At 55.4% G+C, this 15,013-nt stretch carries 14 protein-coding genes; 6 read left to right on the forward strand and 8 right to left on the reverse strand.

Annotated features, from left to right (window positions below; genetic code table 11):
• Positions 1 to 31 precede the first annotated feature (31 nt).
• Positions 32 to 1,717 (forward strand): aspartate-alanine antiporter, encoded by a 1,686-nt coding sequence (gene aspT / locus A8O29_RS09800; RefSeq protein ID WP_125352949.1) that lies wholly within the window; start codon positions 32 to 34, stop codon positions 1,715 to 1,717.
• Positions 1,718 to 1,797: 80 nt separating this feature from the next.
• Positions 1,798 to 3,462, forward strand: a complete 1,665-nt coding sequence (locus A8O29_RS09805) for a bifunctional aspartate transaminase/aspartate 4-decarboxylase (RefSeq protein WP_125352951.1) — start codon at positions 1,798 to 1,800, stop codon at positions 3,460 to 3,462.
• A gap of 113 nt (positions 3,463 to 3,575) precedes the next feature.
• Here the strand turns inward: A8O29_RS09805 and A8O29_RS09810 are convergent, their stop codons facing one another.
• The 3 genes from A8O29_RS09810 to pth form a co-directional block, all read right to left on the reverse strand.
• Positions 3,576 to 4,058 carry a glutathione peroxidase gene (locus A8O29_RS09810; RefSeq protein WP_125352952.1) on the reverse strand — a complete coding sequence of 161 codons (483 nt, stop codon included), beginning with the start codon at positions 4,056 to 4,058 and terminating at the stop codon, positions 3,576 to 3,578.
• A gap of 158 nt (positions 4,059 to 4,216) precedes the next feature.
• Entirely contained in the window at positions 4,217 to 5,308 is a 1,092-nt protein-coding gene (gene ychF, locus A8O29_RS09815) for a redox-regulated ATPase YchF (protein WP_125352954.1), read from the reverse strand.
• 115 nt (positions 5,309 to 5,423) lie between these two features.
• On the reverse strand, positions 5,424 to 6,008 hold the full coding sequence (gene pth / locus A8O29_RS09820; RefSeq protein WP_110508678.1) for an aminoacyl-tRNA hydrolase: 585 nt from the start codon (positions 6,006 to 6,008) through the stop codon (positions 5,424 to 5,426).
• A 271-nt stretch (positions 6,009 to 6,279) separates the two neighbouring features.
• Between pth and ychH the strand changes: the two genes are divergently transcribed.
• The gene (gene ychH / locus A8O29_RS09825) at positions 6,280 to 6,555 is read left to right on the forward strand and encodes a stress-induced protein YchH (protein WP_110508676.1); all 276 of its coding nucleotides are present in this window, start codon (positions 6,280 to 6,282) and stop codon (positions 6,553 to 6,555) included.
• Positions 6,556 to 6,607: 52 nt separating this feature from the next.
• Here the strand turns inward: ychH and A8O29_RS09830 are convergent, their stop codons facing one another.
• From A8O29_RS09830 to lolB, 5 genes are all read right to left on the reverse strand, one after another.
• Entirely contained in the window at positions 6,608 to 7,132 is a 525-nt protein-coding gene (locus A8O29_RS09830; RefSeq protein ID WP_125352955.1) for a GNAT family N-acetyltransferase, read from the reverse strand.
• 8 nt (positions 7,133 to 7,140) lie between these two features.
• The gene (dauA, locus tag A8O29_RS09835; RefSeq protein WP_125352957.1) at positions 7,141 to 8,844 is read right to left on the reverse strand and encodes a C4-dicarboxylic acid transporter DauA; all 1,704 of its coding nucleotides are present in this window, start codon (positions 8,842 to 8,844) and stop codon (positions 7,141 to 7,143) included.
• A gap of 123 nt (positions 8,845 to 8,967) precedes the next feature.
• Entirely contained in the window at positions 8,968 to 9,915 is a 948-nt protein-coding gene (prs, locus tag A8O29_RS09840) for a ribose-phosphate diphosphokinase (protein WP_110508800.1), read from the reverse strand.
• Between the two features lie 134 nt (positions 9,916 to 10,049).
• On the reverse strand, positions 10,050 to 10,910 hold the full coding sequence (ispE, locus tag A8O29_RS09845; protein ID WP_125352959.1) for a 4-(cytidine 5'-diphospho)-2-C-methyl-D-erythritol kinase: 861 nt from the start codon (positions 10,908 to 10,910) through the stop codon (positions 10,050 to 10,052).
• Positions 10,907 to 11,524: a lipoprotein insertase outer membrane protein LolB gene (lolB, locus tag A8O29_RS09850; RefSeq protein WP_125352960.1), complete on the reverse strand. Its 618-nt coding sequence runs from the start codon at positions 11,522 to 11,524 to the stop codon at positions 10,907 to 10,909. Before lolB ends, ispE begins: the two co-directional genes overlap by 4 nt.
• A gap of 193 nt (positions 11,525 to 11,717) precedes the next feature.
• Here lolB and hemA point away from each other — a divergent pair, with 193 nt between their 5' ends.
• Genes hemA through prmC form a run of 3 tightly spaced genes read left to right on the forward strand, consistent with a single transcriptional unit; the run spans position 11,718 to position 14,938 of the window.
• Complete coding sequence (gene hemA / locus A8O29_RS09855; RefSeq protein WP_125352962.1) at positions 11,718 to 12,974, forward strand: glutamyl-tRNA reductase; 1,257 nt, start codon at positions 11,718 to 11,720, stop codon at positions 12,972 to 12,974.
• Positions 12,975 to 13,019: 45 nt separating this feature from the next.
• Entirely contained in the window at positions 13,020 to 14,102 is a 1,083-nt protein-coding gene (prfA, locus tag A8O29_RS09860) for a peptide chain release factor 1 (protein ID WP_110508666.1), read from the forward strand.
• Entirely contained in the window at positions 14,102 to 14,938 is an 837-nt protein-coding gene (gene prmC, locus A8O29_RS09865; RefSeq protein WP_125352980.1) for a peptide chain release factor N(5)-glutamine methyltransferase, read from the forward strand. The genes prfA and prmC overlap by 1 nt, the downstream gene beginning before the upstream one ends.
• The last annotated feature ends 75 nt before the right edge of the window (positions 14,939 to 15,013 follow it).

A 15,013-nucleotide genomic window follows, 5' to 3' on the forward strand; every position in this document is an offset into this window, starting at 1 on the left:
GACTTTTCATCCATGTAACTGAGGTTAACCCATGAACTGGTTGCACGATTTGTTTCAAAAGTCTCCCGAGATCGCACTGTTTTTCTCGATTGCTGCCGGGTATTACATCGGCAAGATTAAATTTGGGAAGTTTCAGTTAGGTGGGGTAGCAGGCTCGTTACTGGTGGCCGTAATAGTCAGCCAGGTCGGGGTTCAGATCGATCCCGAAGTGAAATCGGTGATGTTTGCCCTGTTTATTTATGCCGTCGGGTATGAGAGCGGGCCAGATTTCTTCCGCTCGCTGGGCAAGCAATCCGTCAAAGAAATCATTCTCGCGATGGTGCTTTCCATTACCGCCCTGGCGACCGTGGTGCTGTTGGCGCGCTGGTTTGATCTGGATAAAGGTCTGGCCGCAGGGGTTGCCGCGGGGGCACTGACCCAGTCGGCGATCATCGGTACGGCGGGTGACGCAATTACCAAACTGGGCCTCGGGGCCGATGAGGTTCAGCGCCTGCAAGGTAACGTGGCGATTGGCTACGCCGTGACCTACGTGTTCGGGTCATTCGGTGCCATTTTGGTGTGTGTGAATTTGCTGCCGAAATTTATGGGTCGAAGCATTAAAGACGATGCCCTGAAGGCCGAGAACGAGATTCAGGCCGGGGCGAACGTGTTTGGGCCGGGCCAGGAAGCGGCGGCACCTGATTTAGTGGGCAGGATTTTCAAGCTGCCTGCCGGGATCGCAACCAGCGTGCAGGCCCTCGAAAACAACACCGAAGTGCCTATCACCATTGAGCGTGTTAAGCGCGAGAAACAAATTCTCGAGCCGAGTCCGGATATGCAGTTACTGCCTGGCGATATCGTGCTGGTGGTGGGGCGTCGTAACGCAGTGGTCTCCGTTGCCGATAAATTAGGCAAGGAGATGCACGACGAAGAAGGCATGGAATTGACCATGCAGCGCCGGGATGTGGTGATCACCAACAAGACGCTCGATAAAAGGGCGTTTGGCGAGATTCGGGCGGAAGTGGCACACGATGTGCGTCACGGCGTGTATGTCTCGCAGATTTCGCGTCAGGGTAAAATTTTGCCGCTGGAGCCGGAAACTGAACTGGCGTTGGGCGATATGGTCACCGTGTTTGGCGCAGAGAATGACGTTAAACGCGTGGTAGACCTGGTCGGCCATGCCATTGTGCCGAGCGCCAAAACCGACTTTGTGTATATGGGCGCAGGCCTGGTGGTCGGGTTACTGGTCGGGATGTTGACCGCAAAAATTGGTTCTATTCCGTTGACCCTCGGCAGCGGCGGCGGTGCATTGCTGTCTGGTTTGCTGTTCGGCTGGTTCCGTTCTCGCCGTCAGTCGTTCGGCTACATGCCGTCGGGCGCTGTACAAATTCTGAAAGATCTGGGCCTGGCGGCCTTCGTAGTGGTGGTGGGGATTTCTTCCGGCCTGCAAGCGGTGCAAACCGTCGAAAGCCAGGGCCTGAAAATCCTCATCATCGGCGTGGTGGTGACTATTCTGCCGTTGATTCTCACCATGTTATTTGGCCGCTATGTCCTTCGCTACGATAACACCGCCATTTTCGCCGGGGCGTTGAGTGGGACCCGCAGTGCTAACCCTGCCTTCGGTGAAATTCTCGATAAAGCTGAAAACTCAGTCCCAACCGTTCCCTTTGCCATCACCTACGCCCTCGCCAACGTCTTTTTGACGCTGTTGGGGCCGCTGGTCGTGGCATTGGTTTAATGCAGTTTCGTCAAAATGGTCGCCAGCCCTGAGCAACGCGGGCTGGCAGGTTAATCTGTCAATGATTCAGGAGTAGTGACATGGATTTTAGCGATTCGGAAAAACTCGCGCTATTAAGCCCTTTTGAACTGAAAGATGCACTGATGCAGCGTGCCGTTCAAAGCAATCAGTTGATGTTAAACGCAGGCCGTGGGAACCCGAACTTCCTCGCCACCACCCCACGCCATGGCTTTTTCCAGTTTGGCCTGTTTGCGATGACAGAAGCCGAGCGTTCTTACCGCTACATGGAACATGTCGGCGGATTCCCTCAGCGTGAAGGAATTGAGGCACGCTTCGAACTGTTCGCCAAACAGCATGAAACGGTTCCTGGAGTACGATTTATTGAATCCGCCGTGTCGTATATCCGCGACCAGATGGGGCTCAACGCGGGCGACTTCATCTACGAGATGTGCGAAGCGATTCTGGGCTGTAACTACCCGGTGCCGGACCGCATGCTGACGATGAGTGAAGAAATTGTCGGCAAGTACATCCACAAAGAAATGATTGGTAATTATCCTTTCGTCGGCAAATTCGATATGTATGCGCTGGAAGGCGGTACGGCGGCGATGACCTATCTGTTCGCCAGCCTGAAATCGAACCATGTCATCAATGAAGGCGATACCATTGCGCTCGGGATGCCGATCTTCACGCCATACATCGAGATCCCTGAGCTGAGTGATTACAACCTCAAAACGATTCATATCGACGCGCCGCAGTCGAACAACTGGCAGTACACGCGAGAAGAGCTGGATAAGTTGCTGGATCCGAAGGTGAAAGCCTTCTTCCTGGTGAACCCGAGCAACCCGCCATCGGTTAAAATTGACGACGATTCGCTGCGTTATATCGCCGAAATCGTGAAAAAACGCCCAGACCTGATCATCCTGACGGACGATGTTTACGCCACCTTTGCCGATAACTTTGTTTCGTTGTTTGCGATTTGCCCTTATAACACCATCCTGGTGTACTCCTTCTCCAAATACTTCGGCGCAACGGGCTGGCGTATGGGGATTGTAGCAACCCACGAAAACAACATCATTGATGCGGCGATCGCGGCGTTACCTGAAGCCAAACAGAAGCAGCTGGATAAACGCTATTCATCTATCACCACTACGCCACGCAGTCTGAAGTTTATCGACCGTCTGGTGGCGGATAGTCGTACCGTCGCCCTGAACCATACCGCCGGGCTTTCAACGCCAATTCAGGCGCAGATGACGCTGTTCTCGCTCTTCTGTCTGATGGATGAGCCGGATGCGTATAAAGCAGAAATGAAACGTATCGTATTGCGTCGTAAAGAAGCGCTTTACCGTGAGCTGGGTCTGCCAATGCCGTATGACGCCAACTCGGTACGTTATTACCACCTGCTGGATCTGCAAGAGCTGGCTGAAGAAATGTACGGTAAAGATTTTACCAAGTGGATGATAAGCCAGATGAAACCGAATCAGGCGTTGTTCCGCCTGGCCGAGGAGACAGGTGTCATTCTGCTGCCAGGTAAAGGGTTCGGCACCACCGACCCGTCATGGCGCGTTTCGCTGGCCAACCTGAATGAATATGACTATGCCAATATCGGTAAAGCGATACGCAAACTGGCAGAAGAGTATTATCAATTGTTTGTTCAGGCGACCGGGGCGAAGGTAACGCCGCCTGCGGCCAAAGCCGTTAAAACGATTGAAAATGCCACTGTGAAAGCGAAAGGCAAAAAGAAGTAATCGAGTAGGGTAGTAGGCATGGAATAACAGGCAGTGTCCTTTGGGGCACTGCCTTTTTTTACGTTTATCGCGGTAAAGCGTGGACCGATAGCCACCGTTGCTGAGTTAACGGTTTAGCTTTCAAGTGCCGCGAGGATGACGGTTTCCATTTTCTCTGGAGTAGTAAACGGTGCAAAACGCTTGAGCGGTTTACCGTCGCGTCCGATCAGGAATTTAGTGAAGTTCCACTTGATCCGTCCACCCAGCACGCCGGGCAATTCCGCTTTCAGGTAATGAAACACCGGGTGCGATGTGGGGCCGTTGACCGCCACTTTCTCGAACATCGGGAAACTTACGCCATAGTTGATGTGACAGGTCTGCGCGATGTCGTCGGCGTCGCCGGGTTCCTGTTTACCGAACTGGTTGCAGGGGAAGCCAAGCACCACCAGACCCTGAGCGGCGTACTTTGTATAGAGCGCTTCGAGGCCGGCGTATTGTGGCGTGAATCCACAATGGCTGGCGGTGTTAACTACCAGAACCAGCTTGCCCGCATAGTCAGCCATAGAGACAGGCTCGCCACGCAGGCTGGTGGCAGAAAGTTGATGAAAAGGGGTCATGTCGGCGTCCTCAACGCGGATTCAGGTTGTCGTCAAGATTGCCAGTCAGCGCTTTACTCGACGGCGATGCTCAACCTTACATCCATGCCAGCTAAAACGGCCATAAAAAAATCCACGCCAAAGCGTGGATTTTCTCGGGATACTGCGAAAGCCAGAACTTAGACGTTGAACAGGAAGTTCATCACGTCGCCATCTTTAACGATGTAGTCTTTGCCTTCAGCGCGCATTTTACCGGCTTCTTTTGCACCTTGCTCACCCTTGAAAGTGATGAAGTCTTCGTAGGCGATGGTCTGCGCACGGATGAAGCCTTTTTCGAAGTCGGTGTGGATTTTACCCGCTGCCTGTGGAGCGGTCGCGCCGACAGGGATGGTCCACGCGCGAACTTCTTTCACGCCAGCGGTGAAGTAGGTTTGCAGGTTCAGCAGTTCGTAACCGGCGCGGATAACGCGGTTCAGACCCGGCTCTTCGATGCCCAGCTCTGCCATGAATTCGTCACGGTCAGCGTCGTCCAGTTCAGCGATGTCGGATTCAACTGCGGCGCACACGGCAACCACCACAGAACCTTCAGCTTCGGCGATTTTACGCACCTGGTCGAGGTACGGGTTGTTTTCGAAACCGTCTTCGTTGACGTTCGCGATGTACATGGTTGGCTTCAGGGTCAGGAAGCTCAGGTATTTGATGGCGGCTTTATCTTCTTCAGACAGATCCAGCGCGCGCAGCATACCGGCGTTTTCCAGCTGTGGCAGGCATTTTTCCAGTGCGACCAGTTCAGCTTTCGCGTCTTTGTCGCCGCCTTTCGCGCGTTTTTGTACGCGGTGGATAGCACGTTCGCAGGTATCGAGGTCAGACAGCGCCAGCTCGGTATTGATAACGTCAATATCATCAGCCGGGTCGACTTTGTTATTAACGTGGATGATGTTGTCGTTTTCAAAGCAGCGCACCACGTGGCCGATAGCTTCGGTTTCACGGATGTTGGTCAGGAACTGGTTGCCCAGGCCTTCACCTTTGGACGCGCCTTTCACCAGACCGGCGATGTCGACGAATTCCATGGTGGTCGGCAGAATACGCTGTGGCTTGACGATTTCAGCCAGCGCATCCAGACGCGGATCGGGCATCGGCACGACACCGGTGTTCGGCTCGATGGTACAGAACGGGAAGTTGGCCGCTTCGATACCGGCTTTGGTGAGCGCGTTGAACAGGGTGGATTTGCCGACGTTAGGCAGGCCGACGATACCGCATTTAAATCCCATGATGTAAATCACCTTAATCTTTGGTAATCAACCTGTTACGTTGAACAGATTGCATAAAAGTAAACAACTTCGCCTATTATACACGGCGCGGGGCAAAATTGCCGCCTGCCGGGCGTTATTGTGCTTTAAAAGCGTGTAAGCGGTTGGTCGCTTTGGTCAGCCCGTCTTTCAGCCACACCTCGGTACAGCGTGCCGCTTCGTCAACCGCTTCGTCTATCAGCTTCTGTTCCGACATCGGTGGTTTCCCCAGAACAAAACCAACAACTTTGTTTTTATCGCCCGGATGACCGATTCCCACGCGTAACCGATGAAAATTAGGGTTGTTACCGAGTTTGCTGATGATGTCCTTCAGACCGTTATGACCGCCGTGTCCGCCACCGAGTTTGAACTTCGCCACGCCGGGTGGCAGGTCCAGTTCGTCATGGGCGACCAGAATTTCGTCCGGGGCGATGCGGAAAAAGGTTGCCATCGCGGCAACGGATTTACCGCTGAGGTTCATGAAGGTGGTGGGCACCAGCAGGCGCACATCTTCGCCCGCTAAGTTGATGCGCGAGGTATAACCAAAGAATTTGCTTTCTTCGCGCAGCGGCGCGCGGCAGCGGTCGGCCAGTAAATCCACATACCAGGCCCCGGCGTTATGACGGGTCGCGGCATATTCAGCCCCTGGATTGGCAAGGCCGACAATCAGTTTAATCGTCACGTTTTTATTCCTGAGTGCGTCGATATCTGGCGCGTAGTGTACTGTAATCGCTGCGGGAGACAAAATTCTGCAAGCCAGACGGGGTGAGGGGAATCGTTGCGGCGCTGAACCATTAGAAATTTATATAGTTCAGGCTGTTATTTGTAAAGTTATGTTGCCCAGATGTTCGTAATTGTGATCGCATACGCACTAACCGGCAAAAGTGTTGTCTATACTTTACACACAAGGACCAGGGATATTCCCTGTCAACCCAAAGTTCCGGAGGTGACATATGAAACGCAGAAACGCTTCACGACTCGGTAACGTGCTCATGGGTTTAGGGTTAACTGTCATGGTCGTCGGGGTCGGTTACTCTATTTTAAACCAGCTTCCGCAACTTGACCTGCCGCAGTACTTTGCGCACGGCGCAGTGCTCAGCATCTTCCTCGGTGCAGTCCTTTGGCTGGCGGGGGCTCGCGTTAGCGGCCACGAACAGGTGAGCGACAGATATTGGTGGGTGCGCCACTATGATAAACGCTGTCGCCGAGACAGCCATCGCCACAGCTAATCGTCATATTCAGCAAAACGGCTCCCATTGGGAGCCGTTTCCATTTATGCGTTCAGGGCGCAGGGCGGGTAAACATCCGCACCGGGCTGCCGTGATAGATGACCTCATGCTGGAACTGAAAACCAAACCGTTCCGCAAGATGCACGGAACGCTGATTCTCTTCATCAATGATGCAGCACAGTGGCCCGCCGAGCTCGCGGTCAGCCCATTGCAGCATCGCCTCTAACGCTTCTTTGGCATAGCCCATTCCGTGCACCGCCGGGATAAGCGCCCAGCCCGCTTCCGGGCAGTCCAGCGCTGGGGTCAGATTACGCTTCGCTTCCTGCAAGCCAAACGAACCGATATAGCGTCCGCTTTGTTTCTCAAATGCCGCCCAGTAACCGTAACCCAGTACCTGCCAGTGGCCGATATAGCGCAGCAGTCGGCTCCAGCTGACCTCTGCACTTTGCGGCTCACCGCCAATAAATTTCACCACTTGCGGATCGGCCCAGAAGGACGCCAGGTCATCAAAATCATCAACGGTAAAATGGCGTAAAACCAGCCGTTCGGTTTCCAGATGCGGGGCTTGAGTGAGCATAATCTTCCTTATGGGTGGGTCGTTTGATTATCGCGTAGGTCCAACAAGGCCGCATCGCGGTCCGGGTAAAACGCCAGTCGGCCAGGGATCGGCTGGACGCCTGCGCGGGCTAGCGTGCGCAGCGGCTGAAACTCCAGATTCGACACCCGCAGCTCGCAGCCTTCCGGCAAGCGACTGACAAAGCGTTGAAACGCTTCCAGGCCACCGGCGTCCAGCACCGGCACGGCGTCCCATTTCAGCACCACAATGCGTTTTCCCTCGATGCGGGACTGCAAATCGAGGAACACGTTTTCGGCGGCGGCGAAAAACAGAGGACCGATCACCCGAATCACCAGAACGTCATCGGGTACGGAAACATTCACCGGCGCGAGATGCGTCATTCTGGCGATTCGACGCATGAATAACAAAGACGCCAGCACAATGCCGACGCTGATGGCGACCACCATATCAAACAGCACCGTGAGCGACATACAAATCAGCATCACCACGATGTCATCAATAGGCGCTCGGCGCAGCAGATGAACGACCTTGTGCGCTTCGCTCATGTTCCATGCCACCATCAGCAGCAGGGCGGCCATTGCGGAAAGCGGCAGCCAGGAGAGCAGCGGCGCCAGCACCAGCAGCGCCATGATCACCAGTATCGCGTGGATCACCGCCGCCATTGGCGAGGTGGCTCCGGCGCGCACGTTGGCGGCAGAACGGGCAATGGCGGCGGTGGCGGTGATGCCGCCGAAGAATGGCGCAATCATGTTGCCGAGGCCCTGACCGATCAGCTCGTTGTTGGCTTTGTGACGCGTGCCGGTCATGCCGTCGAGTACCACCGCGCAGAGCAGCGATTCAATTGCGCCGAGCATCGCCATCGAAAATGCGGCGGGCAGCAGCGCCTGCAGGGAATCCCAGCTCAGGGTAAAGTCGGAGTCGGGCATTTTCCACGGCAGCACCAGCTGCGGCAAAAGCTGCGGGATCCCGTTACCTTGCGTGCCATCGCCCAGAATATAGTGGAACTGGGAGCCGATGGTCGCCACGTGTCCACCCAGCATATTGACGATACCCATCACCGCGCAGCCTGCCAGCAGCGCCGGTAAATGCCCCGGCAAACGAATACCCAGACGCGGCCAGAAAATCAGGATAGCCAGCGTCACGACGCCAATGGCGGCATCGCCCGGGTTTAGCGTCGGCAGGGCCATTACCAGCGCACCCACTTTCTGCCAGTAATGTTCCGGCATGTGTGTTAACGACAGGCCGAAGAAATCTTTTATCTGCATGGTGGCGATGGTGATGCCAATCCCGGAGGTAAAGCCGAGCGTCACCGAGATCGGAATATATTCAATCAGACGGCCAAAACGGGCGAGGCCGAACAGCACCAGGAAGACGCCGGAAAGCAGGGTCGCCACCAGTAAACCGGCAAGGCCGAACTGTTGGGAAACCGGGTAGAGGATAACCACGAACGCGGCGGTCGGGCCGGAGACGCTGAAGCGCGAGCCGCCGGTCAGGGCGATGATTATCCCTGCGACGGCCGAGGTATAAAGGCCGTACTGCGGCGCAACGCCGCTGCCAATCGCCAGCGCCATCGCCAGCGGAATGGCAATAATGCCGACGGTTATCCCGGCGATCAGATCGCGGGTAAAGCGGTTAACGGTGTATTTTTCTTTCCAGCAGGCGTCGATAAGGGCGCGAAACGGTAAGATATCTGCGAGTGTGGCTTTGTTCACAGTGGTCTTTATCCAGGAGCGCATCATTTGCTGTATGAATAGCAAACGAAGGAGGCATTAGTCATACAAATGGTTGATTAAAACAAAAAAACCCGCCGGAGCGGGTTTTTGTACCGGGCTCGATTAATGCTCGAACATGGCAGAGATAGATTCTTCGTTGCTGATACGACGAATCGCTTCGGCCAGCATTCCTGACAGCGTCAGGGTACGAACGTTTGGCAGCGCTTTGATTTCATCCGACAGCGGGATGGTATCGCAGACAATAACTTCGTCGATGACGGAGCCGCGCAGGTTACTTGCCGCATTGCCAGAGAAGATCGGGTGAGTTGCGTAAGCAAATACGCGTTTCGCACCACGTTCTTTCAGCGCTTCGGCGGCTTTGCACAGAGTGCCACCGGTGTCGATCATGTCATCAACGAGTACGCAGTCACGGCCAGCAACATCACCGATGATGTGCATCACCTGTGAAACGTTAGCACGTGGACGACGTTTGTCGATGATAGCCATGTCGGTATCGTTCAGCAGCTTAGCGATAGCACGTGCACGTACTACGCCGCCGATGTCCGGAGAAACCACGATTGGATTTTCCAGTTTCAGCTGCAGCATGTCTTCTAACAGGATTGGACTACCGAACACGTTGTCTACCGGCACATCGAAGAAGCCCTGAATCTGTTCAGCATGCAGGTCTACGGTCAGAACGCGGTCAACGCCGACGCTGGACAGGAAGTCCGCGACAACTTTGGCAGTGATTGGCACACGAGCGGAACGTACGCGACGATCCTGACGGGCATAACCAAAGTAAGGGATAACGGCGGTGATACGGCCTGCGGAAGCACGGCGCAGGGCATCGACCATTACAACCAATTCCATCAGGTTGTCATTGGTTGGGGCACAAGTGGACTGGATGATGAAAATATCACCACCGCGTACGTTTTCGTTAATTTGTACGCTGACTTCACCGTCGCTAAAACGACCTACGGCGGCGTCACCAAGAGAAGTGTACAGGCGGTTGGCAATACGTTGTGCTAGTTCCGGGGTAGCGTTACCAGCAAAAAGCTTCATATCAGGCACGAGAAGAACCTCAGGCATGCGTCCAGTGGTGGATGAATGGGCCAAAAACTGTGCGGGCCAGGCGCATTTCATCCAGGCGGTGTATTAATGAGCACGATGCAACGTCTGGAACGGGGTGACGTTGTCACCAAAACTCAGTTTGCCCCTTCGAAAGTCAGCATTAACGGTGAGATGTTCACACCGCGGGCAATAAAGCCCTGCAACCATTCCGGGGCTTGCTCAAGCACCTGGCGGGCAGCGGATTCGGTGTCAAATTCAGCAAACACACAGGCCCCTGTGCCAGTCAGGCGCGACGGGGCGTATTCTAACAGCCAGGAAAGCGCTGCATCAACCTTACGAAAACGTTTTCTTGCGATAACCTCGCAATCGTTGCTGAATTCACATTTTAATAACGTTTCAATTGACCTGTGCGGCGAATTTCTGGGCAATTCGGGGTCGCTAAAAATAACCGGCGTCGGAATGCTCACGCCAGGGTGTGCGACCAGGTACCATTTTTCCGGCACCGTGACCGGCGTCAGCACTTCGCCAACCCCTTCGGCGAAGGCCGCATGACCGCGGACAAATACCGGCACGTCCGCGCCAAGGGTCAGGCCCATCGTTGCCAGTTCATCCACCGACAGCCCGCAGCGCCATAAATGGTTCAGCGCCACTAACACGGTCGCGGCATTCGAGGAACCGCCGCCAAGACCGCCGCCCATCGGCAAACGCTTGTCGATACTCATGTCCGCCCCGGCGCCTTGCGGCAGGCGACCGCTTTCCGCAGCCGCACGCATCAGCATCCGAGCCGCGCGAATAATCAGATTCTCTTCATTTGGCACGCCGTCGACGGGGGTCAGCAACCGCAGTTCGCCGTCGTGACGCACGTCGATGGTTATCGTGTCGCCGTAATCAAGAAACTGAAACAGCGTCTGCAACGTGTGATAGCCATCGGCGCGCTGGCCGGTGATATAAAGAAAAAGATTCAGTTTCGCCGGAGAAGGCCAACGGGTGCTCATTTAACGATCCAGCTGTCCATTTTCAGTTTGATGCGCTCGCTGCCTTCAGTCAGCTCCATGTTGGTCGGCAGTGATGGCTGGGTTTTGCTGTCGTAGCCGCTGTACACCACTTTCCAGTCTTTACCGTTTTCAGTGTAGTTGACTTCACTCAGGCGATACTGGTCATCAAGTTTGTAGTTGGTCGCGTCGCCCGGCAGGCCGAGGATCCACTGGCGCAGGCTGTTCAACGGAATAGGCATCCCGGTCAGCTTGCCAATCATCTCTTCGGCATCGGTGGAGGTGTAAGATTGACCTTTATTATCAATCAGCGTCACGCTGCCTGGGCTTGCGGTGAGCGACAGTTCAGTGCTACCGAGCGGGTTAGTCAGCAGCAGACGATAGTTATCTTTACCGGTCTGCTGCCAGAAGAAGCGGGCATACACCTTTTGATCATCAGACAGGAACGCGAACGCACCGCGCGTCTGATACTGGCTCAACTGGCGGACTTGCTGCTGATGTTGTTGCCACTGCGGCGAATCCGGGCTTTTGCCTGGTCCCTTCGGCGCGTTGATGGAGCAGGCGGTTAATACCAACGCCGCCAGGGGCATCAGGCGTAATACACGGGTCAGGTTCATAAAAATCCTTGATATACGTTGCAGTTATAGCCCCAATGCTAGCGCCGTAGGTCAATACCGTCTACGTTCAAGTTGTCTCAAATCACAAAATTACCGATTACTCCGAAAGGGGGGTCTCCCTTTTATTGACCTTACGCATCCTGTATGATGCGCTCAGACTAACCTTATCAACGCTGGTACTACTCCTGCATTCATGACGCTCCTGGCACTTGGCATCAACCATAAAACCGCTCCGGTCGCGCTGCGAGAACGTGTTACGTTTTCGCCGGATACGCTCGACAAGGCGCTGGAAAGTCTTCTGTCCCAGCCAATGGTGCAGGGCGGTGTGGTGCTGTCGACGTGTAACCGCACCGAGCTGTATCTCAGCGTTGAAGAAGAAGGTAATTTGCAGGAATCGTTGATTCGCTGGCTGTGTGATTATCACCAGCTTAATGAAGAAGACCTGCGCAACAGCCTTTACTGGCATCAGGATAACGACGCGGTCAGCCATCTGATGCGCGTTGCCAGCGGTCTGGACTCGCTGATCCTCGGTGAACCGCAAATCCTCGGTCAGGTGAAAAAAGCGTTTGCCGATTCCAGCCGCGGTCATTTGCATGCCAGTGAACTGGAACGCATGTTCCAGAAATCCTTCTCAGTGGCCAAACGGGTGCGTACCGAAACCGACATCGGCGCCAGCGCCGTTTCCGTCGCCTTCGCGGCCTGTACGCTGGCCCGTCAAATTTTTGAATCTCTGTCGTCCGTCACCGTGCTATTGGTCGGCGCCGGGGAGACTATCGAACTGGTTGCCCGTCATTTGCGTGAACATCGCGTCAAAAAGATGCTGATCGCCAACCGTACGCGCGAACGTGCGCAGGTGCTGGCCGATGAGGTCGGGGCGGAAGTGATTGCGTTGAGCGACGTCGATGAACGCCTGAAAGAGGCCGACATCATTATCAGTTCCACCGCCAGCCCGCTGCCGATCATCGGTAAAGGCATGGTGGAACGTGCGTTGAAAGCGCGCCGCAATCAGCCGATGCTGCTGGTGGATATCGCCGTCCCGCGCGACGTCGAGCCAGACGTCAGCAAACTCGCCAACGCGTATCTTTACAGCGTCGACGACCTGCAAAACATCATTCAGCACAATATGGCGCAGCGCCAGGCCGCTGCACAGCAGGCTGAAACGATAGTCGAGCAGGAAACCAGTGAATTTATGGCCTGGCTGCGCGCGCAAAGCGTCAGCGAGACGATTCGTGATTACCGCTCGCAGGCCGATCAGGTGCGTGATGAACTCACCACCCGCGCATTGGCCGCGTTGCAGCAGGGTGGCGATGCCGAAGCCATCATGCAGGATCTGGCGCGTAAATTAACCAATCGCCTGATCCACACTCCAACCAAATCACTTCAGCAGGCCGCCCGTGACGGGGATGATGAACGCCTGAATATTCTGCGCGACAGCCTCGGGCTGGAATAGCGCTGCTCTCTCAAATTTTAATTACAGGGTGAATTTTACACGCCTATGAAGCCGTCTATTGTTGCCAAACTGCAAGCGCTGCATGAGCGCCATGAAGAAGTCCAGGCGCTGCTGGGTGATGCCGGAACCATCGCCGATCAGGACCGTTTCCGCGCGCTGTCGCGGGAATATGCGCAGCTCAGCGATGTCGCGAAATGTTTTACCGACTGGCAGCAAGTCCAGGAAGACATTGAAACCGCACAGATGATGCTCGACGACCCGGAAATGCGCGAAATGGCGCAGGAAGAGTTGCAGGAAGCAAAAGCCAAAAGTGAACAACTGGAGCAGGAGCTTCAGGTTCTGCTGCTGCCGAAAGATCCTGACGATGAGCGCAGCGCGTTTGTCGAAGTCCGCGCCGGGACCGGCGGGGATGAAGCGGCGCTGTTTGCGGGCGATCTGTTCCGCATGTACAGCCGTTATGCCGAAGCGCGTCGCTGGCGCGTAGAAATCATGAGCGCCAACGAAGGCGAACACGGTGGCTTCAAAGAAGTGATCGCCAAAGTCAGCGGCGACGGCGTTTACGGTCGTCTGAAGTTTGAATCCGGCGGCCATCGCGTCCAGCGCGTTCCAGCCACGGAATCTCAGGGCCGTATTCATACCTCCGCCTGCACCGTCGCGGTGATGCCAGAATTGCCGGAAGCGGAAATGCCGGACATCAGCCCGGCCGATTTGCGTATTGATACCTTCCGCTCCTCGGGCGCGGGTGGTCAGCACGTTAACACCACCGATTCCGCGATCCGTATTACCCACTTGCCGACCGGCATTGTGGTGGAGTGTCAGGACGAGCGTTCACAGCATAAAAACAAAGCCAAAGCGTTATCCGTGCTGGGCGCGCGTATTCGTGCCGCTGAAATCGCAAAACGCCAGCAGGCAGAAGCCTCCACCCGCCGTAACCTGTTGGGCAGCGGCGACCGCAGCGACCGTAACCGCACCTATAACTTCCCACAGGGCCGCGTGACCGACCACCGTATCAACCTGACGCTGTACCGTCTGGATGAAACCATGGAAGGCAAACTGGATATGCTCATTGAACCGATCGTGCAGGAATACCAGGCCGATCAGCTGGCGGCGTTGTCCGATCAGGAATGATGAGTTTTAAGCAGTGGCTGGCTCAGGCAATTGAACGTCTCGCCAACAGCGAAAGCCCGCGTCGTGACGCCGAGATTTTACTCGGTCACGTCACGGGTAAAACGCGGACCTATATTCTGGCCTTCGACGAAACGACGTTAACGACGGAAGAGGGCGCTCAACTTGAGACGCTGCTTAGCCGTCGGGTTAACGGCGAGCCGGTAGCGCATCTGGTGGGGATGCGTGAGTTCTGGTCGCTGCCGCTGGAAGTCACCCCTGCGACGCTGATCCCTCGCCCGGACACGGAGTGTCTGGCCGAACAGGCGCTGGGCCGTTTGCCCGAATCGCCTTGCGATATTCTCGATTTAGGCACCGGTACCGGGGCAATCGCTCTGGCGCTGGCGAGTGAACGCCCGGATTGCCGGGTGACTGCCGTTGATTTTGTCGCCGATGCGGTGGCGCTTGCGACGCGTAATGCCCGCAGTCTGGGTATCAACAACGTCACGATTGCCCAGAGTAACTGGTTTAGCGCGCTGGAAGGCAAAACGTTTGGCATGATTGTCAGCAATCCGCCGTACATTGATGAGCAGGACCCGCACCTGGCCGAGGGCGATGTGCGCTTCGAGCCGCTCAGTGCGCTGGTTGCTGCTGATGAAGGGCTGGCCGATTTGGCGCATATCATTCAAGAAGGGCGACGTTTTCTGTTGCCCGGTGGCTGGATGTTGCTGGAGCACGGCTGGAAGCAGGGCCCCGCGGTAAGAGAGCTTTATATTCAGGCCGGTTATGACGAGGTGGAAACCTGTCGTGACTATGGCGGCAACGAGCGCTTAACCGTCGGGAGACGTAATGCTGACTGAAAGTGCGTTTAGCGTTATTATTAGCATCATTTTGAAGTCATCTGGTTGCCATTCGGTAACCCGCAGTTGGGGTAG

This window comes from Scandinavium goeteborgense (genome assembly GCF_003935895.2).
GTDB classification, from domain to species: Bacteria; Pseudomonadota; Gammaproteobacteria; order Enterobacterales; family Enterobacteriaceae; genus Scandinavium; species Scandinavium goeteborgense.